Below are 25,333 nucleotides of genomic sequence, written 5' to 3'. Positions count from 1 at the left end.
GTCAGCCCTTAACTCCCGAAGTTACGTTTTCCAGCACCACGGCCAGGCCCTGGCCCACGCCGATGCAGATCGCCGCGACGCCCCAGCGCTCACCGGAGGCCTGCAGGCTGCGGGCGAGCGTGCCGAGGATGCGGGTTCCGGAGGCGCCCAGCGGGTGGCCCATGGCGATCGCGCCGCCGTGCCGGTTCACGATGGAGTGGTCGATGCCCCAGGCGTTGATGCACGCCAGGGACTGCGCGGCGAACGCCTCGTTAAGTTCGACGGCGCCCACCTGGTCCCAGCCGATGCCCGCCTTCGCGAGGGCCTTGTTCGCGGCTTCCACCGGGGCGTACCCGAAGTACTGCGGGTCGTTGGCGTGCGCGCCGCGGCCCGCGATCCGGGCCAGCGGTTCCAGCCCGAGCAGCCCGGCGGCACTCTCGGCACCGATCCAGGCCGCGGAGGCGCCGTCGGACAGCGGGGACGCATTGCCCGCGGTGACGGTGCCGTTCTCGGTGCGGAACACGGTCTTGAGCCCGGCGAGCTTCTCGGCCGAGGACCCGGCGCGGATGCCTTCGTCCCGGACCAGGTCCGTGCCGGGTACCGGGGCCACGAGGTTGTCGTAGAAGCCCTCGTCCCACGCCGCCGCGGACAGGTTGTGGGAATTGGCCGCGAACTCGTCCTGCGCCTGCCGGGTCACGCCGTACTTTTCGCGCAGACGTTCCGTGGCCTCACCCAGGGAGATGGTCCACTCCTTGGGCATGGCCTTGTTCACCAGGCGCCAGCCCAGCGTGGTGGACGCCAGGGTCATGTCGCCGGCCGGGTAGGGCTTCTCCGTCTTGGGCAGCACCCACGGGGCACGGCTCATGGATTCGGCGCCGCCCACCAGCATCAGCTCGGCGTCGCCGGCGTTGATCTGGCGGGAGGCGATGATCGCGGCATCCAGGGAGGAGCCGCAGAGCCGGTTGACCGTGGTGCCGGGGATCGAAACCGGCAAACCCGCCAGCAGCGTGCCCATCCGGGCGATGTTGCGGTTCTCCTCGCCGGCGCCGTTCGCGTTGCCGAACACCACCTCGTCGATCCGCTCGACGTCGAGCTTCGGAGCGCGCTTCACGGCCTCGCCGATCACGTGCGCGGCAAGGTCATCCGGGCGGACCCCGGCGAGGCCGGAGCCGAACTTACCGAACGGCGTGCGAACGGCGTCGTACACAAAAGCCTGGTTCATTACTGTTCCTCTAATTCCGTCTGTGGGTCCCAACTAGGTCGCAGGTCGCGTCGTTATGACGGCTCACAACGACACCTGCTGCTACCTAGTTGGGCGGGGTGGCTGCGTCAAGCGCTGTGTTGTCCATTTCATGGAAGACCTGCTGGGCGGTCTTGAAGGCGGTGTTGGCGGAGGGTACTCCGCAGTAAATGGCGGTCTGCAGCAGGATTTCTTTGATTTCGTCCCTGCTGAGGCCGTTGGTGATGGCGGCGCGGATGTGCATGGCCAGTTCTTCCCAGTGCCCGTGCGCCACCATGGCGGTGATGGTGACGGCGGAGCGCATCTTCCGCGGAAGGCCGGGCCGGGTCCAGATGCCGCCCCACGCGATGCGGGTGATCATGTCCTGGAAGTCCTCGGTGAAGGCGTCCTTCTTGGCGTTGGCCCGGTCCACGTGCGCGTCGCCGAGCACTTCGCGCCGGACCACCATGCCGCCGTCGTAAATTTCCTGGCTGGTGGCGTCCGGCTGGACCACGCCGTGCCGCTCCGTGCCGGTCACTTGGCTGCTCCGCGGGATTCGCTCCAGCTGATGAGGGTCCGCATCAGTTCGGCGACGTGGGCGGGCGCCTCGGCGGGTGCCAGGTGCGCCACGCCTCCGAGCGTGACCGCCGACGCCGTGCCGCCGCCGGCGGTGATGCCGTCGGCGATTTCCTGGGCCGACGACGGCGGCGCAACAGAGTCCTCCGCGCCGGCCACCGCCTGGGTGGGGACAGTGATGCTGCCGAGCTCTTCCCGCACGTCGAAGCCGGCCAGGGCGCCGCAGCAGAAGGCGTAGCTGAACCGGTCTGTGTCGCGGAGCGAGTGCAGCAGGCGGCTGCTCAGCTCGGGTTCGCGGTCCATGAAGCCGGGTGCGAACCAGCGCCCCGCCGAGCCCTGGATCATCACCGGCGTGCCCTGGGTGCGGACGGTTTCCGCGCGTTCCTGCCAGGCTTCGGGCGTGCCCAGCTTGGCCCCGGAGCACTGCACGGAGAGGCTCTTCAACCGGTCGCCGTGCTTGATGCCGAGCTGCAGGCCCGTTGCCCCGCCCAGCGACACGCCGGCGTAGTGGAACCGCTCGCCGGGGGCGATCGAGTCGACAAGTTCGACGACGGCGTCCGCGAGTTCCGCGACGCTGAACGGTTCCGTGGCGGCCGGAGAGACGCCGTGGCCGGGCAGGTCCCAGGCGACAACGTCACAGTCGTTGGCCAGGAGGGAACCGGCCTGCGCCCAGAGCACCGAGGAGGTGCCGAGCGAGGGTCCCACGATGAGGAGGGGTTTGTCCCCCTGGGTGCGCTGGGGAGAAAGCAGCACTGCCTTCAGTGTTGGTCTAGCCACGGGAGTCTCCGTTTCCGTCTTTTTCGGTTGGGGTAGGCGCAAAGTCCGGGAAGGCGGCCAGGATCCGCCGCGAGATCCCGGCGGCCTGGCCGAGGTAGCTGGCCGGATCCAGCAGCTCGTCAAGGCTGCGGTCCGAGAGCAGGTCCGCCGGGACGGCCTCCCGGAGCAGCCGCCGGTAGGTTTCCGCCTGTTCGGCGGCGGGCGCCTGCAGGGTCCGGTCCACCACGGCCTGCAGCTGCTGCTTGCCGTCATCCCCGGCTCCGTTAATACCCAGCAGCGGCGCTACGGCCGCGGACACGCCCTCGCTGAGGAGCAGCGGCCCGGAGAGGTCCAGGTTGCGGCGCATCCCGGCCGGGAAAACCTGCAGCCCTTCGGCCAGTTCGCGGACGTGCCCGGCCGCGCCGAGGGCAAGGCCGAGCAGCTGGCGCAGGGCCGGCCCTGTCTCTTATACACATCTGGCGCCGTCCGGGCGCTCGTCGTTGAAGTTGGCGGCGGCAAGGTGCAGCTGCGCCGCCAGGGCCGGGGCCTGGAGTGCAGCGCTGCGGACCAGCACCGACAGGACCGGGTTCTGCTTCTGCGGCATGGCCGAGGAAACGCCGCGGCCCGGCGCCCGGGGTTCGGCCAGCTCGGCCACCTCGGGCCGGCTCAGGAACAGGACGTCCCCGGCGATCTTGCCGAGCGCGTCCACCACCGCGGCGAGGGCATCTCCCAGCGAGGTGACGGCGAGCCGGTTGGTGTGCCACGGGGCCGGTGTGGAAGCGAGTCCCAGCTGCGCGGCGAGGGCATCGGACAGCCCAAAGGGATCCGACGCGGACCCGGCGGTGAGGACCGTGCCGGCGGCCAGCGTTCCGGCCGCGCCGCCTGTCTGGACCGGAAGCTCCAGCGCCTCGAGCCGGCGCGCGGCGGCGGCCAGGCCGTGGAACCACTGCGCGGCCTTGAGCCCGAACGTGAACGGCAGCGAATGCTGCGTCAGGCTCCGGCCCACGCACAGCGTGGCCGCATGCTGCTCCGCCAGCCGGGCGAGCGCCGTCGTCGTGCCCCTGACATCGGCCAGCAGGGCAGAGACGGTGTTCCGGGCCAGCAGCATGAGGGCCGTGTCCAGCACGTCCTGGCTGGTCAGCGAGGTGTGCACGGCGCGGCCGGGCGCCGATTTTGCCGGTGTCCAGGGCCTTGACCTGGGCCCGGAGGTCGGCCAGCAGCGGGATGACCGGGTTGCCGCCGCCCTGCGCCCGCAGCGCGATGCCGGCAACGTCGTAGCGCGACGCGTCGGCCGCGTGGGCCACCACCGCCGCGGAACCGGCCGGCGCCAGGCGCCCGGTCCAGCACGGCAGCCCAGCCGGCCTCGACGGCGAGGATTGCCGCCAGCACCGCCCGATCCCCGGTCAGCGCCGCCACCAGGGGCGACGCCGAGACGGGACTGAGCAGCGCGACGTCGCCGTCGCGGCCCGCTGACTGGGAGTCGGTCACTGTGCGGCACCCTCGGTTCCGGTTCCCTCGAAATCGAGGAAGACGGTTTCGTCCTCGCCCTGCAGGCGGATGTCCCACGTGAGGCCGCCGTCGGCGTCGCGGCGGGCGATCAGCGTCTTGCGGCGCTCCGGGTCCAGCGAGGACAGCAGCGGATCCTTGGCCAGTGCGTCCGTGTTCTCGGGCAGGTAGACCCGTGTGAAGAGGCGGTTCATCAGGCCGCGGGCAAAGACGGCCACAGAGATGAACGCCGCGGCGCCGGGCTCGGTGGGTCCGGGGTTCACCGTGGTGAACGTGTACACGCCGGTGTTGCCTACGGCGCTGCGGCCGAAGCCGGTGAAGGTGTAGCCGTCGCGGACCAGCGAACCGGTCCGGCGGACGACGTTGCCTTCGGCGTCCGGCTGCCAGATTTCCAGGATGGCGTCGGGAATCGGGTGCCCGGCGCCGTCGTACACGGTGCCCTGGAGGCGGATGGAGCCGGGCGAGCCGGGGGCCAGGAGTTCCCGGTCCTTCTCGTAAGGCAGTGCGTAGCCGTAGAAGGGGCCCACGGTCTGGCCGGGTGTTGCGGTGAGTTTACTCATGGTCATCGCCTTCTGCGCCCAGCGCCTCGTTTTCGGTCCAGGTCCGCTTGGAGCCTGTCAGGACGATGTCCCAGTTGTAGCCCAGGGCCCATTCGGGCTCCGTGAGGTCGTGGTCGTAGGCGGCCACGAGGCGGTCGCGGGCGTCCTGGTCCACGATCGACTGGTAGATGGGGTCGAGCGGGAAGAGCTGGTCCCCCGGGAAGTACATCTGGGTGACGATCCGCTGGGTGAACTCCGTGCCGAACAGGGAGAAGTGGATGTGCGCCGGGCGCCAGGCGTTGAGGTGGTTCTTCCACGGGTACGCGCCGGGCTTGATGGTGGTGAAGCGGTAGGAGCCGTCCGGCCCGGTGATGCAGCGGCCCACGCCGGTGAAGTTGGGGTCCAGCGGGGCGGGGTGCTGGTCGCGCTTGTGGATGTAGCGGCCGGACGAGTTGGCCTGCCAGATTTCCACGAGCTGGCCCGCCACGGGGCGGCCGTCGCCGTCGAGCACGCGGCCGGCCACGATGATGCGTTCGCCCTGCGGTTCGCCGTTGTGCTGGATGGTGAGGTCCGACTCGAGGGCGTGGACGTCCTGGTGCCCGAAGGCCGGGGAGTGCAGCTCGATGGTTTCCGGGTCCGCGTGGTGCAGGCTCTTGGTGGGGTGGCGCAGGATGCTGCTGCGGTACGGGGCGAAGTCCAGGCGCGGCTGGGTCTCCTTCGGCGCGCCGTCCTTCAGGGCCCGGGCGTAGGCCTCTCCGAGCGCCTTGATCTCCGCGCTGAGATCCTGCTGCGTTTCCACGCGGGGCGCCTCTGCCGGGACGGCCTGCGGTGCGGTCCCGGATGCGGCAGGTACTGCGTCAGACAGGTCCTCGGTGAGCGCGTCGGCGTTGTACGTCGCTAGATTCACGTCATCAGGCACAGCAGCCTCCTTTCAATCGGTGGTGGTGTTGGTTCGTCGGTTACTTGGTGAGTTGATGCAGGTGGTCGTACTGGACGGCGTGCCGGACCGGGGCGTTGGGCGCCCCGTAGCCGTCGTAGCTGCCGCGGCGCTCCACCATTTCGAAGAAGACGCTGCCCACGGTGGCGGTGTAGAAGTGCAGGAACTCGCCGTCGGCGTCGCGGTCATAGAGCAGGTTGAGGTCCTGGAGCGTGGCCAGGAATTCCGGGTCGAGCCCGAACCGGGCATCCAGGTCCTCGTAGTAGTTCGCCGGGATCTGCAGGAAGGCCAGGCCCCTGTCCCGTGCGGCCCGGGCGGTGGCCACGAGGTCATCCACCGCGAACGCGATGTGCTCCTGGTAGGTCTTGTGCCGGGTTCCGTCCTGCTGGTGGAGCGGCGCCAGGTTCAGCACCAGGCGCACGGCCCGGTCCGAGGTCTGCATGACCTGGGAGCGGACCAGTCCGCTGGGGCTGGCCACCTCGGCGTAGGGCTGCGGCTCCAGGGCCAGGGCGCTCGTGTAGAAGAGGACGGCCTCGTCGAAGTGCTGCCACGGCTGGGCCAGGTTGACGTGGTCGATCACGGCGCCGCGGGCACCGGAGGGTGCTCCGGTGAACTCGCCGAACCCGCGGCCCTCCCCGAATTCGGTGATCCAGGCGGCGGTGCCGTCCGGGCTGCCCTGGCACAGGAAGATCTCGGTGGAGTCCGGGGCGGCGAAGCCCTGGAACACTTCCTCGTTGGCCTGGCTCTTGCGCGGAACAGCGGGTGCCTTGAGCTGCTGGGCGCGGGCCGAGGCAATCACGGGGGAATCGACGTCAAAGCCGATGGCAGCAATACCGGCGGCGGTGGCCGGAGAAAGCGAGCCGGCGGAGTCCCCGGCGGCGGGGGCCTGTTCGTTGATGATGACCCGGGCGTGACCCATGGTCCACAGCTGCACCTCCTTGGTCCGGTGCCGGCCGTTGAATTCGAAGCCGAGCTGCCCCAGGACGGTTTCGAGCGCGGCGGTGTCGGCGGCCCGGACCTCGGCGAAGTTGAATCCGGCCGGCTCGGCGACCTGCGGGAGCGTGGCCAGTTCCATGGGATAACGACGGCGGCCGGCGGCTTTGGCGCCTGCCCCGCCGGTCCCGGTGGTCCCGTTAGCGGCGTTCGCCTCGAGCCACTTGGCGCTCTGCTCCTCCAGCCAGATCAGCGAGCGCATGGCGTCAACGGCGGTGCGGTCGACGTCGGACTGGCGGAAGACGTCGTTGAAGACCTCCAGGGACACGGGTCCCGTGTAGCCGGCGCGAACCACGTGGCCCATGAACTTGGCCAGCTCGAACTGCCCCTCGCCGGGGAAGACGCGGTAGTGCCGGCTCCAGGAGAGCACGTCCATGGAGAGCTTGGGGGCGTCGGCCACCTGGACGAAGAAGATCTTGTCCGGGTTGAAGTCCTCGATGGGCGCGGTGTCCCAGTCGCGGGACAGGATGTGGAAGGAGTCCAGGCAGCTGCCGAGGTTGGGGTGGTCCACCATTTCCACGAGCCGGTGGGCGTGCTCGTAGTCGCTGACGTATTTGCCCCAGGCGAGCGCCTCGTAGGCCACCTTCACGCCGTGGTCCCCGGCCAGTTCTGCCAGCGCGGCAAGCTGCTTGGCCCGGAGGCCGTCGTCGTCGATCGTGGCGGTGGCGACGTTGGAGCAGACCAGGATGGTGTCCATGCCGAGGCGGGACATGAGCCGGAACTTGGCGTCGGCGCGGCGGAGGTTCGCGGCGAGCAGGTCCTCGGTGACGCCGTCGAAATCGCGGAACGGCTGGTAGAGGTCCAGGGTGAGGCCCAGGTCGGCGGCCATTTTCCGGAGGTCCTCCGGCCTCAGCGGGGAGGTGACCAGGTCCTGCTCGAAGATTTCGATGCCGTCGAAGCCCGCGATGGCGCAGGCCTGCATTTTTTCCGTCAGCGTGCCGGAGAGGCACACGGTGGCGATCCCGGTGCGCATCAGACGGTCACCTCTTCGGCGGCGATGAGCTCCAGGAAGTGGGCACGCATGCGGTCGGCGTCGGCCTCGAGGCCGGTGAAGATGCGGAAGGCGTCGGCGGCCTGTCCCACGGCCATGCGGCCGCCGTCGAGAACGGCGCAGCCCCTGGCCCGGGCCTCGCGGACGAGCTCGGTGTCGATGGGGCGGTAGACGATGTCCGCCACCCAGTGGCGCGGTTCCACCAGCGCGACGTCCAGCGGAAGGCCGGGGTGGGCCGCCATGCCCATGGGGGTGCAGTGCACCAGGCCGTCGGCCAAAGGCATGAGCTGCGGCAGCTCCGCCGTCGAACGTCCGGTGATGGTGCGGTCGGGGAAGAAGCTGGAGAGTTCGGCGGCGCGCTCGGCGCTCCGTGCCGGGTCCATGTCCACAAGGTCCAGCGTCTGCACGCCGGCGGTGAGCAGGGCGTAGGCGACGGCGGAACCGGCACCGCCCGCCCCCAGCTGCACCACGCGGCCCAGCTTCGCGTCCGGAAGGCCCGAGGCGAGGGCGGCAGCAAAGCCGGAGAAGTCGGTGTTGTGTCCGATGAAGCGGCCGTCCCGGATGACCACGGTGTTCACGGCGCCCAGCCTGGCGGCGTCGGGGGTGATCTCGTCCAGGTGGTCCAGGACCAACTGCTTGCAGGGGTGGGTGACGTTCAGTCCGTTGAAGCCCATCCGGTAGGCGCTCTGCAGCAGGTCCCCGATGGTCGAGCCCGGGAGTCCCAGCTCGTGCAGGTCGATGGGGCGGTACAGGTAGCGGAGGCCCTGGACGTCGCCTTCGCGTTCATGCATGTGGGGAGTGAGTGACGGCATCACGCCATCGCCAACCAGTCCCACGAGGTAGGACTCAGTTCGATTGCTCATGCGTGCGGGCTCCTTTGACAACGGCACTCGGCTGGCTGGGCGCCCGTGGCGTCGGCCGCTGGCCGGGTGATAGGGATTACAGTACAGCAAAAGTTCATATGTTGCACTCTTGTTCTAGATACGAACAAATCTGGAAATGCGCACCGGGCGATCAGCGCTGGGGCAGCCTGGCGGCCAGCTCCGAAGCTGCCGCCTGGAGCAGCGGAACGAGGGCGAGCAGCGCGTCCATGCTGAGCCGGAACACGGGAACCGCCGTGGCCAGCGAAGCGAAGGCGACGCCCTGGGAGTTCAGCACCGGCACGGCCACGGCGCGCATGCCGAGCTCGTTCTCCTCGTCCATGACCGCATACCCCTGCCGCCGGACCTGCTCGATTTCCGCCCGGAAGGCGTTGCGGTCCGTGATGGAGAGGCTGGTGAGCGGCTCCAGCGGCAGCTCACCAAGCAGCCGCTCGCGTTCGCCGTCCTCTGCGAAGGCCACCAGCGCCTTGCCCACCGACGTCGTGTGCAGCGCGCCGAGGTGGCCGGGATCGCTGGTGACCCGGAAGGTCTGTGGCCCGTCAACCTTGTTTACGGTGAGGTGGTGCTGGCCGTCGCGGACGGACAGGATGGTGGCCTCCCCCGTCTGATCCGTGACGCGCCGCAGGATGGGCAGCGCGGTGCCGGCGAAGCCGTGGTGGTTGGAAACCCGCTGGCCCAGCTGGAAGATGCGCAGGCCCAGGTGGTAGCGGCGGCCCTCCGGCTCGTAGTCCACAAAACCGTCCCGGGTCAGCGAACCCAGGAGCCGGTACGTGGTGCTGAAGGGCAGCTCGGCCCGACGGGACAGCTCCGAGGCACTCGCGCCGCGGGGTTCGTCGCCCAGCAGCACGAGCAGGCCCAGGGCCTTGCCCACCATGTCCGTGCGGGAATCGTCCTTGCCCGCCTTGGCCGGCTTGGCAGCCGGGTCCAGGCCCTCCGCGGTTGCATCTTCGGGGGACTGGACGTTGGCGTCGTTGCCTGTGGCTTCTTTCACACTCATAACTCGATGTTGCCACAATGTGAGAGCTATTTCTAGATGGTGAATAAGATTCTTGACAGGTGACTGCCCTCACAGTCATCATTGCTGTATCGCACAAGTAGCTCTCACCATGTGGCTACTTAGTCCGGGTCTTTCCAAGGACCTGCCAGCCGCCCCATCCCCATCACACGGACGGCGGCTGCAACATCCTGATACATCCGCGACAACGTCGTCACACCGAAGGAACACCATGAGCCAGACACTCCCGTCCGCAGAGCCGGGCACCGTTGCCCCGGCCGGGACCCCGAAGAAGGCAGCCCTTGCCAGCTTCCTCGGCAGCGCCGTCGAGTACTACGACTTTTTCATTTTCGGTTCCGCCGCTGCCCTGATCTTCCCCAAGGTCTTCTTCCCGGACGCGGACGCCAATGCGGCGATCATGTCCTTCGCGACCTTCGGCTTCGCCTACGTGGCCCGGCCTGTCGGCGCCGTCATCCTGGGCCACTTCGGTGACCGGGTGGGGCGCCGGAAGGTCCTGATGTTCACACTGCTGCTCATGGGCGCCTCCACCTTCCTGATCGGCTGCCTGCCGGACTTCAACACCGTCGGCTGGTGGGCTCCGGCCCTGCTGGTGCTGGCACGCCTCTGCCAGGGCCTCTCCGCGGCCGGCGAGCAGGCCGGCGCCTCCTCCATGACCCTGGAACACGCCCCGGACAACCGCCGCTCCTTCTTCACCTCCTGGACCCTCACCGGCACCCAGGGCGGCCAGATCCTCGCCGCCCTCGTCTTCATCCCGGTCCTCGCCCTGCCTGACGAGATCAAGTACGGCATCGGCTGGCGCATTCCGTTCTGGCTCAGCGCCGTGGTGGTGATGGTGGCGTTCTTCATCCGCCGCACGCTGCACGAGCCGCCGGCCTTCGAGGAAGCCCAGAAGTCAGCACAGATCGCCAAGCTGCCCGTGGCCGATCTGCTCAAGTCCCACTGGCGCGACGTCCTCCGGGTCATCTGCTGCGCCTTCATCGCCGCCGTCTCCACCGTGTTCGGCACCCTCGCCATCAGCTACGCCAAGACCGTGGCCGGCGTGGACGGCACCACCACCCTGTGGCTTGTGGTCGGCGCAAACCTGGTGGCCCTGGGCACCCAGCCGCTGTTCGGAAAGCTGGCCGACAAGATCGGCCGAAAGCCCGTGTTCATCTACGGCGCACTGTCCAGCGCCATCCTGACCCCTGTCTTCCTGCTGAGCCTCGAATCCGGCAGCGTCCCGCTAATGTTCCTGGCCGCCATCGGCTTCTTCTCCTGCGGCTACGCAGCCTCGAACGCCGTCTGGCCGTCCTTCTACGCCGAGATGTTCAGCACCAAGGTCCGCTTCTCCGGCCTGGCCATCGGCACCCAGCTCGGCTTCCTGATGGCCGGGTTTGCGCCCGCCATCGTGGCTGCCATAGGCGGCATCAAGCCCGGCGGCTGGGTCCAGATCAGCATCTTCACCGCGGTTATCTGCACCATCGCCGCAGTTTCGGCCCTCACGGCCAAGGAAACCTTCAAGACCCCCACCAAGCAGCTCGGCCTGAAGTAACCCGGCCGGCCCGGGTGCGGCCCGCCGTCGTGACCCCGTTTGCCCCGCAAGCGCCCCGGGACACGGCGGGTCCGCCGCCTTTTCGGCCGGATTAGTTTCAAAGAAGGTCACGACGGCGGCCCGTCCCTTTTGCGAAAAAGGGGCGGGCCGCTGATGTTTAGGTGGCGAGCACCTCGGCGAGGTCGAACTTCACGGGCTCCTCGAGCTGCTCGTACGTGCAGGATGACGGGTCCCGGTCCGGGCGCCAGCGCACGAACTGCGCGGTGTGGCGGAACCGCTCGCCCTCCATGTGGTCGTACTTCACTTCCAGCACCCGCTCTGGACGCAGCGGCGTGAAGGACAGGTCCTTGCCGGCGCTCCAGCGGCTGCCCTCGGCGTTGCGCGGCGTCCGGGCGCCTTCCTCCTGCTTGGCCCAGGCCCACGGGTGCTCGTCAAAGCCGGTCACCAGCGCCTGGAGTTCCTCGAACAGCTCCCGCCGCCGCTGCATCGGAAAGGCGCCCACCACGCCCACGCTGGCGAGTTCGCCGCCGGGCTTGTACAGGCCCAGCAGCAGCGATCCGATGGCGTCGGGTCCGCTCTTGTGCACGCGGTAGCCGGCCAGCACGCAGTCGGCCGTGCGTTCGTGCTTGACCTTGAACATCACGCGCTTGTCCGGCTGGTACTCGCCGTTGAGGGGCTTGGCGATGATCCCGTCCAGGCCGGCGCCCTCAAACTGGTCGAACCACTTTCCGGCGAGCTCCCGGTCCTGCGTCGCGGCGGTCAGATGGATCGGTGCACGCGCGCCGGCCAGCGCCGCCTCGAGTGCGGCGCGCCGCTCGGCGAAGGGCCGGCCGCTGAAGTCGTGGTCGCCCAGCGCCAGCAGGTCGAAGGCCACGAACTTCGCCGGCGTCTGTTCGGCCAGCAGCTTGACCCTGCTCGCGGCGGGATGGATCCGCTGCTGCAGGGCGTCAAAGTCGAGCCGGTCCCCCGATGCGCCCACCAGGACGATCTCGCCGTCGAGCACACACCGCGGCGGAAGGTTGGCCTTCAGCGCCTCCACCAGCTCCGGAAAGTAGCGCGTCATCGGCTTTTCGTTGCGGCTGCCGATCTCCACGTCGTCGCCGTCGCGGAAAACAATGGACCGGAAACCGTCCCATTTCGGCTCGTAGCTCATGGCACCGTCCGGGATGGCGGCCACCGATTTGGCAAGCATGGGAGGAAGGGGAGGCATGACCGGAAGCTGCATACGCCCCATTCTTGCCCGGGGTCCCGCCGGGGCGCTACCCCTCGGAGCCCTCGACACAGTGACCGCCCGCCGGTAGACCTTAACGATGGCAGCCATTGGATTTCACGCGTCGCATGAACAGATCAGCCCGGGACAGCTCCTCAAGGACGTCCAGCACGCCGAGGCCGCGGGCTTTGACGCCGCCATGTGCTCGGACCACATCGAACCCTGGTCCGCCCGGCAGGGGCATTCCGGGTTCGCGTGGTCCTGGCTGGGCGCCGCGCTGGCCACCACCAAGCTCCGGTTCGGCGTGGTCAACGCGCCGGGCCAGCGGTATCACCCGGCCATCATCGCGCATGCCTCGGCCACGCTGGCCTCCATGTTCCCGGGCCGGTTCTGGGCGGCCCTGGGCAGCGGGGAGAACATGAACGAGCACATCACGGGTGACCCCTGGCCGCTGAAGGAAACCCGGCAGCAGCGGCTCGAGGAGTGCGTGGAGGTCATCCGGCGCCTGCACGCCGGTGAGGAGGTCACGCACCACGGGCTGGTCACGGTGGAGCAGGCACGGATCTGGGACGTCCCGGAGCCTCCGCCGCAGCTCATTGCCCCGGCCATCAGCGTGGACACGGCGCGCCGCTCGGCGGCGTGGGCGGACGGGCTGGTCACCGTGAACCAGCCGCACCACAAGCTCAGCGAGATGCTCACCGCCTACCGCGGCAACGGCGGCCGCGGCAAGGCGATCCTGCAGATCCACCTCTCCTGGGCGCCCGACGAGAAGGACGCCGTGGCCATCGCCGTGGACCAGTGGCGGTCCAACATTTTCGCCCCGCCAATACCCTGGGACCTGCCCACGGCCGCCCATTTCGACGGCGTGAGCACCGACGTCGGCGAGGAACAGCTCCGGAGATCGGTCAACATCTCAGCCAGCCTTGACCAGCACGCGCAGTGGCTCGCCGAGTACGCCGACCTCGGCTTCGACGAGCTGTACCTGCACTTCGTGGGGCAGGAACAGGCCCGGTTCATCGAGGCGTTCGCGGACAAGGTCCTGCCCCAGCTACGGAAGGTGCGCGTCGCATGAGAATCGCTGAAACATCGGACCTGTGGTGGAAGAACGCCGTGATCTACTGCCTCGACGTCGAGACTTTTTTCGACGACGACGGCGACGGCACCGGCGATTTCGCCGGCCTGACGCAGCGGGTGGACTACCTCGCGGCGCTGGGCGTGAGCTGCATCTGGCTCATGCCGTTCTACCCGTCGCCGGACCGGGACGATGGCTACGACGTCACCGACTTCTACGGCGTGGACCACCGGCTGGGCACCATGGGCGACCTCGTGGAGTTCATCCGCACCGCCAAGGACCGCGGCATCCGGGTCATCGCGGATTTCGTGGTCAACCATACGTCCATCAAGCATCCGTGGTTCCAGGAGGCGCGGAAGTCCGTGGACAACCCGTACCGCGACTATTACGTGTGGCGGAAGGACACCCCGCCGGACACGTCCTCCGAAGTGGTGTTCCCGGGCGAGCAGACGTCCATCTGGACGCAGGACGACGCCACCGGCGAGTGGTACCTCCACATGTTCGCCGAGTTCCAACCTGACCTCAACGTCACCAACCCCAAAGTCCGGAACGAGATCGCCAAGGCCATGGGGCTCTGGCTGGAACTGGGCCTGGACGGTTTCCGGCTCGATGCGGTGCCGTTCTTCCTGGAAACCCGCGGCCAGCCCAAGGACGAGGCGGCCAGGATCGACCCGCACGACTACCTGACCGCCCTGCGCAGCTTCGTCAGCCGGCGCAACGGCAGCGCGGTGCTGCTGGGCGAGGTAAACCTGCCGTACAAAGAGCAGCTGGAATACTTCGGCGGGGCCGAGGGCAACGAACTGAACATGCAGTTCGACTTCATGACCATGCAGCACCTGTACCTTTCGCTGGCCCGCCAGGACGCCCGCCCGCTGGCGGAGACGCTCAAGAGCCGCCCGGCCCTGAATCCCGACAACCAGTGGGCCATGTTCGTCCGCAACCATGACGAGCTCACGCTGGACAAGCTCAGCGACGGGGAGCGCGAGGAGGTTTTCGCCGCGTTCGGCCCCGAGAAGAACATGCAGGTCTACAACCGGGGCCTCCGGCGCAGGCTGCCGCCGATGCTGAACGGCGACGCCGGCAGGATCCGCATGGTGTATTCGCTGATGTTCTCCCTGCCCGGCACACCCGTCCTCTACTACGGCGAGGAAATCGGCATGGGCGAGGACCTGCGGCAGAAGAGCCGCTCCGCCGTCCGCACGCCGATGCAGTGGAACGACGAAAAGAACGGCGGCTTCTCCAGCGCGCTCGTGTCGGACCTCGTGGCACCGCTGGCGCGTGGCGAGTTCGGCCCGAACAAGGTCAATGCCGCGGCCGCCAAGCGGGACCCGGAGTCCCTGTGGAACTTCATCGCCACGCTCATCCAGCGCTACCGCGAATCACCGGAGCTGGGCTGGGGCGAATTCGCGGTCATCGAACAGCCCGAGCCAGCGGTCTTCGCGCACACCTGCAGCTCGACGGGGGCAACCCTGGTGCTGCTGCACAACTTCGGCGAGGACACCGTGAAAGTCAGCGGCAATGCGGGCCCCAAGGACGGCCCGCCCCGGGCGTTCAGGGGCGCCACGCTGCTGGACCTGCTGGGCGGCGACAACGTTCCGCTGGAGCCCGACGGCGGATTCACGGTTGAGCTGGGCCGCTACGGCTACCGCTGGTTCCGGGTACACAAATCCGGCGACAGGCTCGCTCCCTGAGGCCGCTCGCTACAGGCTCCGGCGGAACACCTTCACTTCCCACGGACGCAGCTGCAGGCCGGCCTGCGGCGGGTAGTTCCCCAGCACCTGCTCGGCGTCGCCCCAGGATCTTTCGATTCCGGCAGAGTTCCCGGTGCCGGCAGACTGCTCCGCGCCGGAAAAGTTTCCCAGGACCAGCATCTCCGCGTCCGGAAGCGAGCGCCGGAACGCGTAGACGTGTTCGTCGTCGGGCAGCAGCATGGTGAAGTCTCCGTAGGCCACCACGGGGTCCGCGTGGCGCAGGGCGATGACCTCGCGGTAGAAGCTGAAGACGGACTGGGGGTCGTCCACCTGCGCGGCGGCGTTGATGGCGTTCGCGTTCGGATTGACCGCGATCCACGGGGCCCCCGTGGTGAAGCCCGCGTGGCGGCTGGCGTCCCACTGGACCGGCGTGCGCGCGTTGTCGCGGTTCAGCGGCGCCAGGGCGGCGAGGACGTCGGCGTCCGTGTGGCCCAGGTGGGTGGTGGCCTCGCGGTGGTGGTTGAGGACCTCGATGTCGCGGTAGTCGCTGATGGCGCCGAACGCCATGTTGGTCATGCCCAGTTCCTCGCCCTGGTACACGTACGGCGTGCCGCGGTGCAGATGCAGGACAGCGGCCAGCATCTTGGCTGACAGCTCGCGGTAGTGGCCGTCGTCGCCGAAGCGGGACACCGCGCGGGCCTGGTCGTGGTTCCCCCAGTACAGGCTGTTCCAGCCGCGCTCTGCCAGCGCCTCCTGCCAGCGGCCGAGGGATTTCTTCAGATCCGTCAGCAGCAGCTTCTTGGGCCGCCACTTGTTGCCGCCCTCCTGGTCCAGGGCCACGTGCTCGAACTGGAACACCATGTCCACTTCCCGGCGCCGGGGGTCGGTGAACAGCGCGGCGTCCTCCACGGTCACGCCGGGCATCTCGCCCACGGTGAGCAGGTCCTTGTCCCGGCCGGCGAAGACCTCCTGGTGCATCTCCTGCAGGAACTCATGGATGCGCGGCCCGCAGATGAAGTGGGGGCCGCCGTCGCCGTACAGCATGCCGTCAGCGCGGGGGCCGTCCGGGAGTGACTCAACCTTGGAAATGAAGTTGATGACGTCCATCCGGAAGCCGTCCACTCCCCTGTCGAGCCACCAGTTCATCATGTCGTAGATGGCGGCACGGACGTCCGGGTTCTCCCAGTTGAGGTCCGGCTGCTTCCGCGAGAAGAGGTGGAGGTAGTACTCCCCGGAGGCGGCGTCGTATTCCCAGGCCGGCCCGGAGAACGCGGAACCCCAGTTGTTCGGCTCCGCACCCGGCGCGCCCGGTTCGGCCCCCTCCCGCGGCGGCCGCCACCAGTACCAGTCCCGTTTCGGGTTGTCCTTGCCCGAGCGGGATTCCACGAACCACGGGTGCTCGTCCGAGGTGTGGTTGACCACCAGGTCCATCACGAGCTTCATGCCGCGTGCATGCAGTCCGTCCAGGAGTTCGTCCAGGGTTTCCAGGTCCCCGAAGACCGGATCGATGTCCCGGTAGTCGCTGATGTCGTAACCGTTGTCGTCCTGCGGCGAGCGGTATACCGGGGACAGCCAGACGACGTCGACGCCCAGCGTCTGCAGGTAGTCGAGCCGGCCGATGATCCCGCGGAGGTCGCCGACGCCGTCACCGTCCGAATCAGCGAAGCTGCGGGGGTAGATCTGGTAGACCACCGCACTCTTGAACCATTCCCTGCCCGCCCTGAAGGCTGCTTCTGCTTCGGATTCCTGGATGGTCATTGCTGGTTCCTCCTGGTAGGCGGCCGTGGCGGGGTGCAAGCCCATTGAAAGTCTCACGGCAGATGATTCGGCGGTCAATGCCGGGCCGAAACCGGCCCGGCGCGGAAAACTAACCGGGTGCTAACGGGCAGGAAACCAGGGCGCAACATTCCGGCGCCACACTGGAAGTGCCGGCAATTGCAGGCACCAGCTCCAGCTCAGGAGGCCACGCCATGTTGAAGGAAGCCAAAGCCCACATAACCCGGGTCCGCGCCCTGGACCAGCTCCACCGCGGGGACGAGATCGAAGCCCGCCTCTCGGTGGGGCCCAGCTACGACGACGTCATCATCCGCCGCGGCAGCGTCCAGGAGACAGCGCCGGGCATCGGCGTCGTCTGGATCATGGATCATCACACGGGCATGCGGAAGGCCATCAATACGGACGAGTGCAGCGTTTGGCGCGTCGCCTGAGCCAGCTATCCCCCGGCCACGGACTGAATGATCAGCACTTCCTGGCCGGCAGCGACCTCCGTATCCAGGCCCTGGAGACGCCGGACCTCGTCACCGTTCACGTAAATATTCACGTAGCGGCGGAGGGCACCCGTTTCGTCCCGCAGCCTCCTGGCGAGCACCGGGTAATCCCCGGTCACGGAATCCAGCAACCAGCCCACAGTCACCGTCCCGTCGGCGGGCGCAGTCAGGTAGGACTGCCCGCCGGCGAGCGGCTGGAGGACGCTGGGAAGCACCACGCTGATCTCAGCCACCGCGGATCCTCACGCGGAAGCCGTTGCTGCGACCCGTGCATCGGCAACCACGGCGGCGCGCACGCACAGGACGTCCGGCAGGTGGGACGCCACCTCGGCAAACGATTCGCCCTCGTCAGCGCTGGCATAGACCGAGCCGCCGCGTGTTCCGAAGTACACCCCGGCGGGTTCGGCAGAATCCACCGCGGCCGCGTCACGGAGCACGGCGTTGTATTCTGACTGCGGCAGTCCGGCGTCCAGGCGCTTCCAACTGCCGCCGGCGTCATCCGTCCGGTGCACCGCGAGCTTTCCCTCGGGGGGAATCCGCTCGCCGTCGGCCTTGAGCGGAATCACCCAGGCCGTGCCCGCCCGCCTCGGATGCGTCAGCATCACGAAACCGAAATCGGCGGGCAACCCCTCCGCGATTGACTCCCAGTTCTCGGCATTGTCATCACTGCGGTAGACGCCGTGGTGATTTTGCGCGTAGAGGCGGCCTTCGACGGCGGCGTCCGCCGCTATCTTGTGCACGCACTGGCCGAATTCCGGGTTGGGATCGGGCATGAAGTAGGCGGAGATGCCCTTGTTCCGCGGCTCCCAGGACGACCCGCCGTCGAGCGAGCGGTACACTCCGCCGGTGCTCATCGCGACGTGCACGTTGTCCCCGGACGGGTTGACCACGATCGAGTGCGCGGCGGCGCCGCCGTATCCGGCGCCCCATTCGCTGCGGTGCGGGTGGTCCCAGAGCCCGCGGTTCAGCTCGAAGTGCTCGCCGCCGTCGGTGGACTTCCAGACCGAAATCGGCTCGGCCCCGGCCCACACCACTCCGGGGCGGGACTCGGCGTCGGGGTAGATCTGCCAGATGCGTTCCACGGCGGCGTCGGTGCCGTCGGGGAATTTGATCGCGCCTTGTTCCGGTTCGGTCCACGAAGCGCCGAGGTCATCCGAATGGGCAACGGTGGGGCCCCAGTGTTCCGACCTGACGCCCACCATGATTCGGGTGCGGCCGTCGCGCGTGTCGATGCCGATGCTCGGGATCTCGCTCATCAGGAAGTGCGGGCCGGTGAAGGACCATTGCTTCCGGTCCTGGCTGGTCGCCAGCCAGAGGCCTTTCTTGGTCCCGATTGCTAGGACGTAACTCTCAGGGGTAGCCATGCACCCCATGCAACCACTACGGCGGGGAGGCCGCAATGGTTTGGGTGCGGGAGGCCGGGCCGGGTCCGGTCACCGGTCGTGGCGTGCCGCGCCCGTCCCGATCTTGGCAGCGCGGCGGTTCCGCCACCACCTTCGGACCAGGTCAGCCGCAGCGAACAGCCCGGCCAGCGGCGACAGGACGGCCACCGCGTAGACGAACAACAGCCAGAACAGCGTGGCGATGGGCGGCTGGCTCGTGCTGAGCAATGACAGGCCGCCGAACAGTCCCGCCGTCCAAAAGAGCACGACCACCACCAGCACCGCAGCCGCGGGAAAGTACTCGTTCCGCACCACTGCCATCAGGGTTTTCATGCCTGCTCCTCCTGCCTGCCCGTGCGCCCGCCGCCTCCCGGTGAGTCCAGTATGCGACCGGAGGACCGAACCGCCGCGGCGCCACAGCGGCGTGTGATGAACGCAACCACGAAGCGGCCAGATCGAGCAGGTCTAATCGAACCGGTCTAATCGAACCGGGGAACGACCGCCACCGATCCGATATTCGGCAAAGCGTGCTGTGCGGCGTGCTTGAGGTCCGCGGCCAGCGCCGCCAGTTCGGCAAGATCGCCGCAGCCGCCGGCCGGAATGCTGATTTCCGCGTGCAGCCTGTGGCCGGACCACCGCAGCCGTGACGTGGAGCCGTCTGGGGCAAGCCGCCGCACGATTTCGGCGAGTCTGTCAGTGAGTGCCGGGTTGACGCCGTCCATGAGTCTGCGCCCGATGTCCCGGACGGTTCCCCGGAGCAGGATGGCGATGGCAACGGAGATGAGCAGGCCGACGACCGGATCGGCCAAGGGGAAGCCAAGCCAGGTGCCGACGACGCCGGCGACCACGGCCAGGGAGGTAAAGCCATCGGTCCGGGCGTGGATCCCGTCGGCCACCAGGGCGGCGGAGCCGATTTTCCGTCCGACCCGGATCCGGTAGATCGCCACGAGTTCGTTGCCGGCGAAGCCGACAATTCCTGCGCCCAGCACCCAGCCCAGGTTCTGGATTGGCTGCGGGGCAAAGAAACGATGGACGGACTCGACGGCGGCAATCACGGCGGACAGGGCGATCATGGCCACGATGAACAATCCCGCCAGGTCCTCGGCGCGGCCGAAGCCAAAGGTGTAAGTCCGGGTGGCGGCACGGCGGCCGAGCAGGAAGGCGATCCACAGAGGGACTGCGGTCAGGGCGTCGGAAAAGTTGTGCACGGTGTCGGCCAGCAGCGCGACGGACCCGCTGATCAGGACGATGGCCAGCTGGAAGAGCGACGTGGCGCCGAGTCCGAGCAACGAGACTTTGACCGCGCGGATGCCTTCCGCGCTGGACTCCATGGCTTCGTCGACGGAGTCCGCCGAATCGTGGGAGTGCGGGACGAAGAGTTCCTGCACCCACCCTTTGAACCCTGTGGCGTGGACATGGCTGGGGCCGTGATGGCCGTGACGGTGTCCGCCATCCGCAGCGGGATCGTCATGCGGGTGGGGACGTACGGGCGGTTCGTGGCGCTGTGGGGGCCGGTTCATGCCCGGCCCGCCCCGGGAACATGATGTGGTGCGGCACCATGATGCGGAGCCGTTCCTAAGGCATGCTCGGCCTGATGGATGGCGTCGGCAACAAGCTGCCAGGCGTGACCATCGGCGAGCCGGTAGTAAACCTTCGTGCCCTCCTGCCGGGTGGAAACCATGCGGGCCAGGCGCATTTTGGCCAGATGCTGGGACACGGCAGCCGCGGGCTTTCCGGCTTTCTCGGCCAGCGCATTCACCGGCAGCTCGCCATCACGAAGGGCAAGGATCAGCCTGACCCGGGTGGCGTCCGCCAGCATGGCGAAAACCTCGACTGCCAGCTCCACATACTGGCTGTCGGGCCCAAGCGCGCAAGGCTGCGTATCTGCATTCATACGCAAATAGTTGCATAAACTCCCGCGTCCTAGCAAGATTCTCCTGACTGCAGGGTCCGGTTAGGACGGGCTGACCCGTTGCGCTGCGGCCCTGGAAGATTCGCCGCATACGCCTACCGGGAGGTCCACTCATGAGCCCCGCCCTGCCGGACATCCGCCCGCCCTCCGCACCGCTGTACGCGGCAGGGTTCGTGACAGCCTTCGGCGCCCACAGCGTTGCCGCGGGCATGGGTGCCCAGAGCGCGAACATCGGCCTAACACTGCTGACTCTGGGCGTCCTGCTGGCTGCCTATGACATCTCGGAAGTGTTCCTCAAACCCGTCTTCGGCGCACTGAGCGACAGAATCGGCACCAAGCCCGTCATCGTCGGCGGTCTCCTGGCCTTCGCCGTACTCTCCCTCCCGGGCCTGTGGGGCAGCGATCCCCTCATGCTGGGGCTGGCGCGCCTCGGGCAGGGCGCGGCGGCATCGGCGTTCTCCCCGGCAGCGTCGGCCATGGTGGCACGGATCGCCGGAGGGAAAAGCGCCGGCACCTACTTCGGCCGGTACGGATCCTGGAAGAGCTTTGGCTACGTGATCGGGCCGCTCCTTGGGGCGGGGCTGATCCTCGCCGGCGGGTTCGCCTTGCTCTTTGCCGCGCTCTCCGGGCTGGCGGCAGCGGCGGCCCTCTGGGTCTTTCTCCGCGTCCCCCACCTGGAACCCCTTCCGCGCCAGCGCTACACGGTCCTTGACCTGGCACGCCAGGTCACCGAACGTCGCTTCCTCGTCCCCACGTTGGTGCTCGCGGCGTCGACGGGCGCAATGGGGGCCGCGATCGGCTTCCTTCCCGCGCTGGCCACCCAACACGGGCTGGGCCCGCTCGCAGGAACCGCGACAGTAAGCGTCCTGGCGATGGCCGCACTCCTGGTGCAGCCGAGAATCGGCAAGATGCGCGACCAGCAGCGCATCAGCGACGGCCACGGAATGACCGCCGGCCTCCTGCTCACCGCCAGCGGCGTGGCCCTCATCGCGCTGGCGCCCGGGCCGGTCGCCTTGTTCATCTCGGCCGCCGCAATCGGCGCCGGCGTGGGCGCCGCGACGCCCCTGGGTTTTGCCCATCTGGCCGACACCACACCGCCGGAACGAATGGGCCGGACCATGGGTTCGGCCGAACTGGGAAGGGAACTCGGCGACGCCGGAGGCCCGCTTCTCGTCGGAGGAATCGCCACTGCCAGCGCGTTGCCCTTTGGCCTCGGAGCCCTGGCCCTCCTGGTAGCAGCCGCCAGCGTGCCCCGCCTCACCAAAAACCCTACCGATGCCGAATCTCCGAGCAGCCGGAAACGCGGCTAGCCCATCCGAGCCTTGCTTGGGTGGGTCCGCCGACTGGGTGGCCGGACCGGCGTCGGGGTTTCACACTGGCGTGCCGCCACGGTCTTGGCGCCGCCCGCTGACCAGTCCAAGGCACAGGGCTGCCGCTGCTGCGGAAACAGTTGCGACGATGCCGAAGGGAACAGCATCGTTGGCGCCGCCGATGCCCACGAGGGGTGCGGCGATGCCGCCGAAAGCAAAACGGGCCAGTCCCAGGAGTGAGGAGGCTGTCCCGGCGATGTCCGGGTAGTCCTTGAGTGCGAGTGACGTGGCCGGCGGGCTGGTAACGGCCACGCCGCTGACCATCGTGAACAGGGACAGGACGATGGCGGCCAGAGGCAGGTGCAGGAGTGCCGTCGCAAGCAGCCCCAGGGCGCCGGCGGATGTCATCATCAGGCCGACGGTGAGCGTGCCACGTTCGGACCACCGTTCAGCCAGGCGGCCGGCGATGAACCCGAAGACCATGAAGCCTAGGGAATTCAGGCCGAAAGCTAACGAGTAGCCCTGCGGGGAGAGTCGATACATGCCTTGGAGAATGTAAGTTGCCCCGCTCAGGTAGGAGAATATCGCGGAGTAGGTGAAGCCGGTGATGAGGACCGCTCCGGCGAACACCCGGTCGGCGAGGAGTCGGCGGAAGCCGTTGAGGGCATGGGAGAACCCGCCGGCAACGCGCCTGTTGGCCGGCAGGGTTTCGTGGAAGATCACCAACGATGCCGCCAGGATGGCGATGCCAACGGCCGCAAGGAAAACGAAGACTCCGCGCCAGTCCGTGACCGTTGCGAGCTGCCCGCCGATGACCGGGCCGATGATCGCCGCCAGTCCTCCGAGCACAGTGAGCCGGCCGTAGTAACGAAGCAGCGTGCCGCCCGAGTAGACGTCGCGGCCGGCAGCCTGGGCGATCACTATGCCTACGGCACCGGCCAGGCCCTGGACGAACCTCGCGATGACGAGTGTTTCCACGGTCGGACTGAGTGCACACAAGGCCGATGTCAGGGCGTATGCGCTGACCCCGATCAGCAGCGGCGTTCGGCGGCCGAAGCGGTCCGAAAGCGGCCCTGCGATGACCTGGCCTATGGCCAGGCCCAGCAGGCAGGCAGTAATCGTCAGCTGGGCAACCGACGTCGTGCTTTGAAGCTCAACGGTAAGGGCCGGAAGAACAGGCAGGTAGAGGTCCATGGAAATCGGGCCGAAGATTGTCAGCAGGCCAAGCACAACCGCCAGCGGGCGGCCGACGGTCTGCTCACGTGCGGGCACCGGGGTCTTGATGACTGTCACGCTGGCTCCCTTCTCGGGTCATGTTTCTGGGCGTCATATTTTGGGGGTCATGCGGCGGCCGGGTTGGGACGGCCGGGGCGGGTGCGGCGGAGGATGTGGGGGGTTCATGTTCAATGCAACAGGGGCGCGCCGGTCCTAGCGAGGGCTCTGCGTATCCGGGTTCTGGCAGTACCTCCCTAGGGTGCGGTGCTCCGGGGTAGCGTGGATGAGTGGACAACAGGTTGGCAGTGCGCGAATTTCTCGCCTCAAGACGCGCCAAAATCACCCCCGAAATGGCCGGGCTGACGCTCTTTGGCGGACGCCGCCGGGTCCCCGGCCTGCGCCGTGAAGAGGTTGCGATGCTCGCCGGCGTCAGCGTGGACTACTACACCAAGCTTGAGCGCGGGAACCTGGCCGGGACCTCCGAAAGTGTCCTCGATGCCATCGCGCGGGCGCTGAGCCTCGACGAGGCCGAACGGGACCACCTCTACAACCTTGCCCGCGCATCCGGCCCGTCCGGCAAAGCCCAGCGGCGCCCCCTCCAAAGCGGGGCAGTCCGCCCGACGCTCCAGTTCATGCTCGACTCCATCACGGGTTCGCCGGCCTTCATCGGCAACCACCACATGGACATCGTGGCCGCCAACCAGCTTGGTTTTGCCCTGTACTCGGAGATGTACCGCGGCGCGGCACGGCCCGCCAACCACTCCCGGTTCATTTTCCTGGATCCCAAAGCCCGGGACTTCTACCCCAACTGGGACCTGGCGGCCAATACCAACGTCGCCATCCTCCGGACGCAGAGCGGGCGCAACCCCTTTGACAAGCGCCTGGCCGATCTCGTCGGAGAGCTGTCCATGCGCAGCGAAGAATTCCGGACGCGTTGGGCCGCCCACAATGTCCGGCGCCACTACGCCGGGACCAAGATTTTCCGGCACCCCGTCGTAGGCGAGCTCGAACTCGCCTACGAAGCCATGGAGCTCGCCGAGGACCCCGGCTTCACCCTCACCGTCTACCCGGCCGTGCCCGGATCCCCATCCGATGAACGCCTCCGCATGCTCGCCAGCTGGGCCGCCACTGAACGAATCCAAGACCTCGCGGACGCACCCCAGCCACAAAGGGTCCATCGCCCCTGAACCGGGGCCATTGGTAGCTTGCAGATAGGTCCGGATACTCATTCGCCATTGCTGATGCAGCAACTGACCAGGCAGTCGGTCAGATCGGTCTCTGATTGAAAAACATGAGCCACGGGCGGGTGAGTATCGGCTACTGGATCGCTTCAAGCCACAGGCAAAAAGGCGCCGCTCGCAGCGCGCTGAGCGCACTGTCATTATGGGCTTTTACCCAGCCCGGCATTCACCGGCTGGAGCTTTATGTCGAGCAGTTGAACGAAGGCTCATGGCGAACGGCACAGCGAAGTGGTTTCATGCGCGAAGGGCTGCTGCGACGTTGGCTAGAAGTCGACGGACGGCGAAAGGACATGTATGTGTACTCCCGCGTTCCTGCGGCCGACACGGGCAACCTGGCGCAGGATTGAACGGCCGTTTGCGGTTTAGCTCTCGAACGAGGCTCGGGGAAACCGACGGGCCGGGAGATCACTGTGAGCGAATAGCTCCCGGAAATCGACGGCGACAACTACTGAACGCTCAACCGGACCCGAACCGCCGAGTGGTGGCATGATGGGCGCATGAGCCGCGTCAGGTGCGATCTGACTATCTCCCTAGACGGATTCGCCGCCGGTCCGAACCAAAGCCTGACGGAACCCCTGGGCGAGGGCGGGGAGCTCCTGCACAGGTGGCAGTTCGAAGAACCCGAAGCCAACGCCGCCGAGCTCGAAGGCATCCTCGCGGCCGGCGCCTACATCATGGGACGGAACATGTTCGCGGGGCCCGGGACGTGGGATGAGGACTGGCGGGGATGGTGGGGTGAGGAACCGCCCTATCACGCACCCGTGTTCGTTCTCACCCACCATCCACGCGGGCCCTTGGAGATGCAGGGCGGCACCACCTTCAACTTCGTGACTGACGGGATCGAATCAGCGCTGGCCCAGGCGCGTGGGGCCGCCGGCAGCAAGGACGTGGCCATTGCCGGCGGAGCACAGACTGTCCGGCAATACCTTTCGGCGGGGCTGATTGACGAGCTGCGGCTCCACATCGCGCCCATCGTCCTGGGAGCCGGCGAGCGGCTGTTGGACGGCGTCGCGGACCTCAAGCTTGAGCCCACGGAAGTGAGCGGCACCGGCCTAGTCACCCACGTGCGCTATCGGGTAATCCGCTGAAATCTGACGCCCGATGGCCGGC

Annotated in this window: 24 protein-coding genes and 1 pseudogene; 8 read left to right on the top strand and 17 right to left on the bottom strand. The window is 67.9% G+C overall.

What is annotated here, in order from left to right; translation table 11 throughout:
* Position 1: 1 nt before the first annotated feature.
* The 9 genes and pseudogenes from B1A87_RS18820 to B1A87_RS18780 all read right to left on the bottom strand — a co-directional run bounded on the left by B1A87_RS18820 (position 2) and on the right by B1A87_RS18780 (position 9,374).
* Complete coding sequence (locus tag B1A87_RS18820; RefSeq protein WP_078028356.1) at positions 2-1,201, bottom strand: thiolase family protein; 1,200 nt, start codon at positions 1,199-1,201, stop codon at positions 2-4.
* Between the two features lie 85 nt (positions 1,202-1,286).
* A complete protein-coding gene (gene pcaC, locus B1A87_RS18815) occupies positions 1,287-1,736 on the bottom strand; it encodes a 4-carboxymuconolactone decarboxylase (protein ID WP_185982364.1) in 450 nt (149 codons plus the stop codon).
* Positions 1,733-2,551 (bottom strand): alpha/beta fold hydrolase, encoded by an 819-nt coding sequence (locus tag B1A87_RS18810; RefSeq protein WP_078028357.1) that lies wholly within the window; start codon positions 2,549-2,551, stop codon positions 1,733-1,735. The genes pcaC and B1A87_RS18810 overlap by 4 nt, the downstream gene beginning before the upstream one ends.
* A pseudogene (locus B1A87_RS18805) lies at positions 2,544-4,018 on the bottom strand (lyase family protein). The gene B1A87_RS18810 and the pseudogene B1A87_RS18805 overlap by 8 nt, the downstream one beginning before the upstream one ends.
* Positions 4,015-4,596 (bottom strand): protocatechuate 3,4-dioxygenase subunit alpha, encoded by a 582-nt coding sequence (gene pcaG, locus B1A87_RS18800; protein ID WP_078028359.1) that lies wholly within the window; start codon positions 4,594-4,596, stop codon positions 4,015-4,017. Before pcaG ends, B1A87_RS18805 begins: the two are co-directional and overlap by 4 nt.
* Positions 4,589-5,494 carry a protocatechuate 3,4-dioxygenase subunit beta gene (gene pcaH, locus B1A87_RS18795; protein ID WP_139362821.1) on the bottom strand — a complete coding sequence of 302 codons (906 nt, stop codon included), beginning with the start codon at positions 5,492-5,494 and terminating at the stop codon, positions 4,589-4,591. Before pcaH ends, pcaG begins: the two co-directional genes overlap by 8 nt.
* Before the next feature lie 40 nt (positions 5,495-5,534).
* Positions 5,535-7,478 carry a bifunctional sugar phosphate isomerase/epimerase/4-hydroxyphenylpyruvate dioxygenase family protein gene (locus tag B1A87_RS18790; RefSeq protein WP_078028360.1) on the bottom strand — a complete coding sequence of 648 codons (1,944 nt, stop codon included), beginning with the start codon at positions 7,476-7,478 and terminating at the stop codon, positions 5,535-5,537.
* Complete coding sequence (locus tag B1A87_RS18785; protein WP_078028361.1) at positions 7,478-8,359, bottom strand: shikimate dehydrogenase; 882 nt, start codon at positions 8,357-8,359, stop codon at positions 7,478-7,480. The genes B1A87_RS18790 and B1A87_RS18785 overlap by 1 nt, the downstream gene beginning before the upstream one ends.
* Positions 8,360-8,510: 151 nt before the next feature.
* Positions 8,511-9,374 carry an IclR family transcriptional regulator gene (locus B1A87_RS18780; RefSeq protein WP_078028362.1) on the bottom strand — a complete coding sequence of 288 codons (864 nt, stop codon included), beginning with the start codon at positions 9,372-9,374 and terminating at the stop codon, positions 8,511-8,513.
* 229 nt (positions 9,375-9,603) lie between these two features.
* Between B1A87_RS18780 and B1A87_RS18775 the strand changes: the two genes are divergently transcribed.
* Entirely contained in the window at positions 9,604-10,923 is a 1,320-nt protein-coding gene (locus tag B1A87_RS18775) for an MFS transporter (RefSeq protein ID WP_078028363.1), read from the top strand.
* A gap of 157 nt (positions 10,924-11,080) precedes the next feature.
* On the opposite strand, the gene B1A87_RS18770 is transcribed toward B1A87_RS18775, so the two are convergent.
* Positions 11,081-12,148 (bottom strand): ATP-dependent DNA ligase, encoded by a 1,068-nt coding sequence (locus tag B1A87_RS18770; protein WP_078028364.1) that lies wholly within the window; start codon positions 12,146-12,148, stop codon positions 11,081-11,083.
* 85 nt (positions 12,149-12,233) lie between these two features.
* Here B1A87_RS18770 and B1A87_RS18765 point away from each other — a divergent pair, with 85 nt between their 5' ends.
* Positions 12,234-13,205 carry a TIGR03885 family FMN-dependent LLM class oxidoreductase gene (locus B1A87_RS18765; protein ID WP_078028365.1) on the top strand — a complete coding sequence of 324 codons (972 nt, stop codon included), beginning with the start codon at positions 12,234-12,236 and terminating at the stop codon, positions 13,203-13,205.
* Entirely contained in the window at positions 13,202-14,896 is a 1,695-nt protein-coding gene (locus B1A87_RS18760) for an alpha-amylase family protein (RefSeq protein ID WP_078028366.1), read from the top strand. Before B1A87_RS18765 ends, B1A87_RS18760 begins: the two co-directional genes overlap by 4 nt.
* A 9-nt stretch (positions 14,897-14,905) precedes the next feature.
* Here B1A87_RS18760 and B1A87_RS18755 read toward each other — a convergent pair whose 3' ends face one another.
* Positions 14,906-16,654, bottom strand: coding sequence for an alpha-glucosidase (locus tag B1A87_RS18755; protein ID WP_078028367.1), 1,749 nt, complete (start codon positions 16,652-16,654; stop codon positions 14,906-14,908).
* Positions 16,655-16,866: 212 nt separating this feature from the next.
* On the opposite strand from B1A87_RS18755, the gene B1A87_RS18750 reads away from it, so the two are divergent.
* Complete coding sequence (locus tag B1A87_RS18750) at positions 16,867-17,103, top strand: hypothetical protein (protein WP_056623862.1); 237 nt, start codon at positions 16,867-16,869, stop codon at positions 17,101-17,103.
* 5 nt (positions 17,104-17,108) lie between these two features.
* On the opposite strand, the gene B1A87_RS18745 is transcribed toward B1A87_RS18750, so the two are convergent.
* The 5 genes from B1A87_RS18745 to B1A87_RS18725 all read right to left on the bottom strand — a co-directional run bounded on the left by B1A87_RS18745 (position 17,109) and on the right by B1A87_RS18725 (position 20,439).
* Complete coding sequence (locus tag B1A87_RS18745; RefSeq protein ID WP_078028368.1) at positions 17,109-17,396, bottom strand: MoaD/ThiS family protein; 288 nt, start codon at positions 17,394-17,396, stop codon at positions 17,109-17,111.
* 9 nt (positions 17,397-17,405) lie between these two features.
* On the bottom strand, positions 17,406-18,536 hold the full coding sequence (locus tag B1A87_RS18740) for a sialidase family protein (protein WP_078028369.1): 1,131 nt from the start codon (positions 18,534-18,536) through the stop codon (positions 17,406-17,408).
* A gap of 60 nt (positions 18,537-18,596) precedes the next feature.
* Complete coding sequence (locus B1A87_RS18735; protein ID WP_078028370.1) at positions 18,597-18,878, bottom strand: hypothetical protein; 282 nt, start codon at positions 18,876-18,878, stop codon at positions 18,597-18,599.
* Between the two features lie 146 nt (positions 18,879-19,024).
* Positions 19,025-19,933, bottom strand: a complete 909-nt coding sequence (locus tag B1A87_RS18730) for a cation diffusion facilitator family transporter (protein ID WP_347033168.1) — start codon at positions 19,931-19,933, stop codon at positions 19,025-19,027.
* Between the two features lie 128 nt (positions 19,934-20,061).
* Positions 20,062-20,439, bottom strand: coding sequence for a metalloregulator ArsR/SmtB family transcription factor (locus B1A87_RS18725; RefSeq protein ID WP_078028372.1), 378 nt, complete (start codon positions 20,437-20,439; stop codon positions 20,062-20,064).
* A gap of 131 nt (positions 20,440-20,570) precedes the next feature.
* Here B1A87_RS18725 and B1A87_RS18720 point away from each other — a divergent pair, with 131 nt between their 5' ends.
* Entirely contained in the window at positions 20,571-21,767 is a 1,197-nt protein-coding gene (locus B1A87_RS18720) for an MFS transporter (RefSeq protein ID WP_078028373.1), read from the top strand.
* 60 nt (positions 21,768-21,827) lie between these two features.
* Here the strand turns inward: B1A87_RS18720 and B1A87_RS18715 are convergent, their stop codons facing one another.
* Positions 21,828-23,060 (bottom strand): multidrug effflux MFS transporter, encoded by a 1,233-nt coding sequence (locus B1A87_RS18715; RefSeq protein WP_078028374.1) that lies wholly within the window; start codon positions 23,058-23,060, stop codon positions 21,828-21,830.
* Positions 23,061-23,269: 209 nt separating this feature from the next.
* On the opposite strand from B1A87_RS18715, the gene B1A87_RS18710 reads away from it, so the two are divergent.
* From B1A87_RS18710 to B1A87_RS18700, 3 genes are all read left to right on the top strand, one after another.
* Complete coding sequence (locus B1A87_RS18710) at positions 23,270-24,169, top strand: helix-turn-helix transcriptional regulator (protein WP_078028375.1); 900 nt, start codon at positions 23,270-23,272, stop codon at positions 24,167-24,169.
* Positions 24,170-24,288: 119 nt separating this feature from the next.
* Complete coding sequence (locus B1A87_RS18705) at positions 24,289-24,570, top strand: GNAT family N-acetyltransferase (protein ID WP_185982363.1); 282 nt, start codon at positions 24,289-24,291, stop codon at positions 24,568-24,570.
* A 150-nt stretch (positions 24,571-24,720) separates the two neighbouring features.
* Positions 24,721-25,311, top strand: coding sequence for a dihydrofolate reductase family protein (locus tag B1A87_RS18700; RefSeq protein ID WP_078028377.1), 591 nt, complete (start codon positions 24,721-24,723; stop codon positions 25,309-25,311).
* Positions 25,312-25,333: the final 22 nt, after the last annotated feature.

The sequence above is a fragment of the Arthrobacter sp. KBS0703 genome, assembly GCF_002008315.2.
Taxonomy (GTDB): domain Bacteria; phylum Actinomycetota; class Actinomycetes; order Actinomycetales; family Micrococcaceae; genus Arthrobacter.
This window is presented reverse-complemented; position numbering and strand designations above follow the sequence as displayed.

Coding starts and splice junctions, on each gene's coding strand:
- B1A87_RS18820 (WP_078028356.1), bottom strand. CDS start 1,201: ATGAACCAGGCTTTTGTGTACGACGCCGTTCGCACGCCGTTCGGTAAG.
- pcaG (WP_078028359.1), bottom strand. CDS start 4,596: ATGAGTAAACTCACCGCAACACCCGGCCAGACCGTGGGCCCCTTCTAC.
- B1A87_RS18790 (WP_078028360.1), bottom strand. CDS start 7,478: ATGCGCACCGGGATCGCCACCGTGTGCCTCTCCGGCACGCTGACGGAA.
- B1A87_RS18785 (WP_078028361.1), bottom strand. CDS start 8,359: ATGAGCAATCGAACTGAGTCCTACCTCGTGGGACTGGTTGGCGATGGC.
- B1A87_RS18780 (WP_078028362.1), bottom strand. CDS start 9,374: ATGAGTGTGAAAGAAGCCACAGGCAACGACGCCAACGTCCAGTCCCCC.
- B1A87_RS18775 (WP_078028363.1), top strand. CDS start 9,604: ATGAGCCAGACACTCCCGTCCGCAGAGCCGGGCACCGTTGCCCCGGCC.
- B1A87_RS18770 (WP_078028364.1), bottom strand. CDS start 12,148: ATGCAGCTTCCGGTCATGCCTCCCCTTCCTCCCATGCTTGCCAAATCG.
- B1A87_RS18765 (WP_078028365.1), top strand. CDS start 12,234: ATGGCAGCCATTGGATTTCACGCGTCGCATGAACAGATCAGCCCGGGA.
- B1A87_RS18760 (WP_078028366.1), top strand. CDS start 13,202: ATGAGAATCGCTGAAACATCGGACCTGTGGTGGAAGAACGCCGTGATC.
- B1A87_RS18755 (WP_078028367.1), bottom strand. CDS start 16,654: ATGACCATCCAGGAATCCGAAGCAGAAGCAGCCTTCAGGGCGGGCAGG.
- B1A87_RS18750 (WP_056623862.1), top strand. CDS start 16,867: ATGTTGAAGGAAGCCAAAGCCCACATAACCCGGGTCCGCGCCCTGGAC.
- B1A87_RS18740 (WP_078028369.1), bottom strand. CDS start 18,536: ATGGGGTGCATGGCTACCCCTGAGAGTTACGTCCTAGCAATCGGGACC.
- B1A87_RS18735 (WP_078028370.1), bottom strand. CDS start 18,878: ATGAAAACCCTGATGGCAGTGGTGCGGAACGAGTACTTTCCCGCGGCT.
- B1A87_RS18725 (WP_078028372.1), bottom strand. CDS start 20,439: ATGAATGCAGATACGCAGCCTTGCGCGCTTGGGCCCGACAGCCAGTAT.
- B1A87_RS18720 (WP_078028373.1), top strand. CDS start 20,571: ATGAGCCCCGCCCTGCCGGACATCCGCCCGCCCTCCGCACCGCTGTAC.
- B1A87_RS18700 (WP_078028377.1), top strand. CDS start 24,721: ATGAGCCGCGTCAGGTGCGATCTGACTATCTCCCTAGACGGATTCGCC.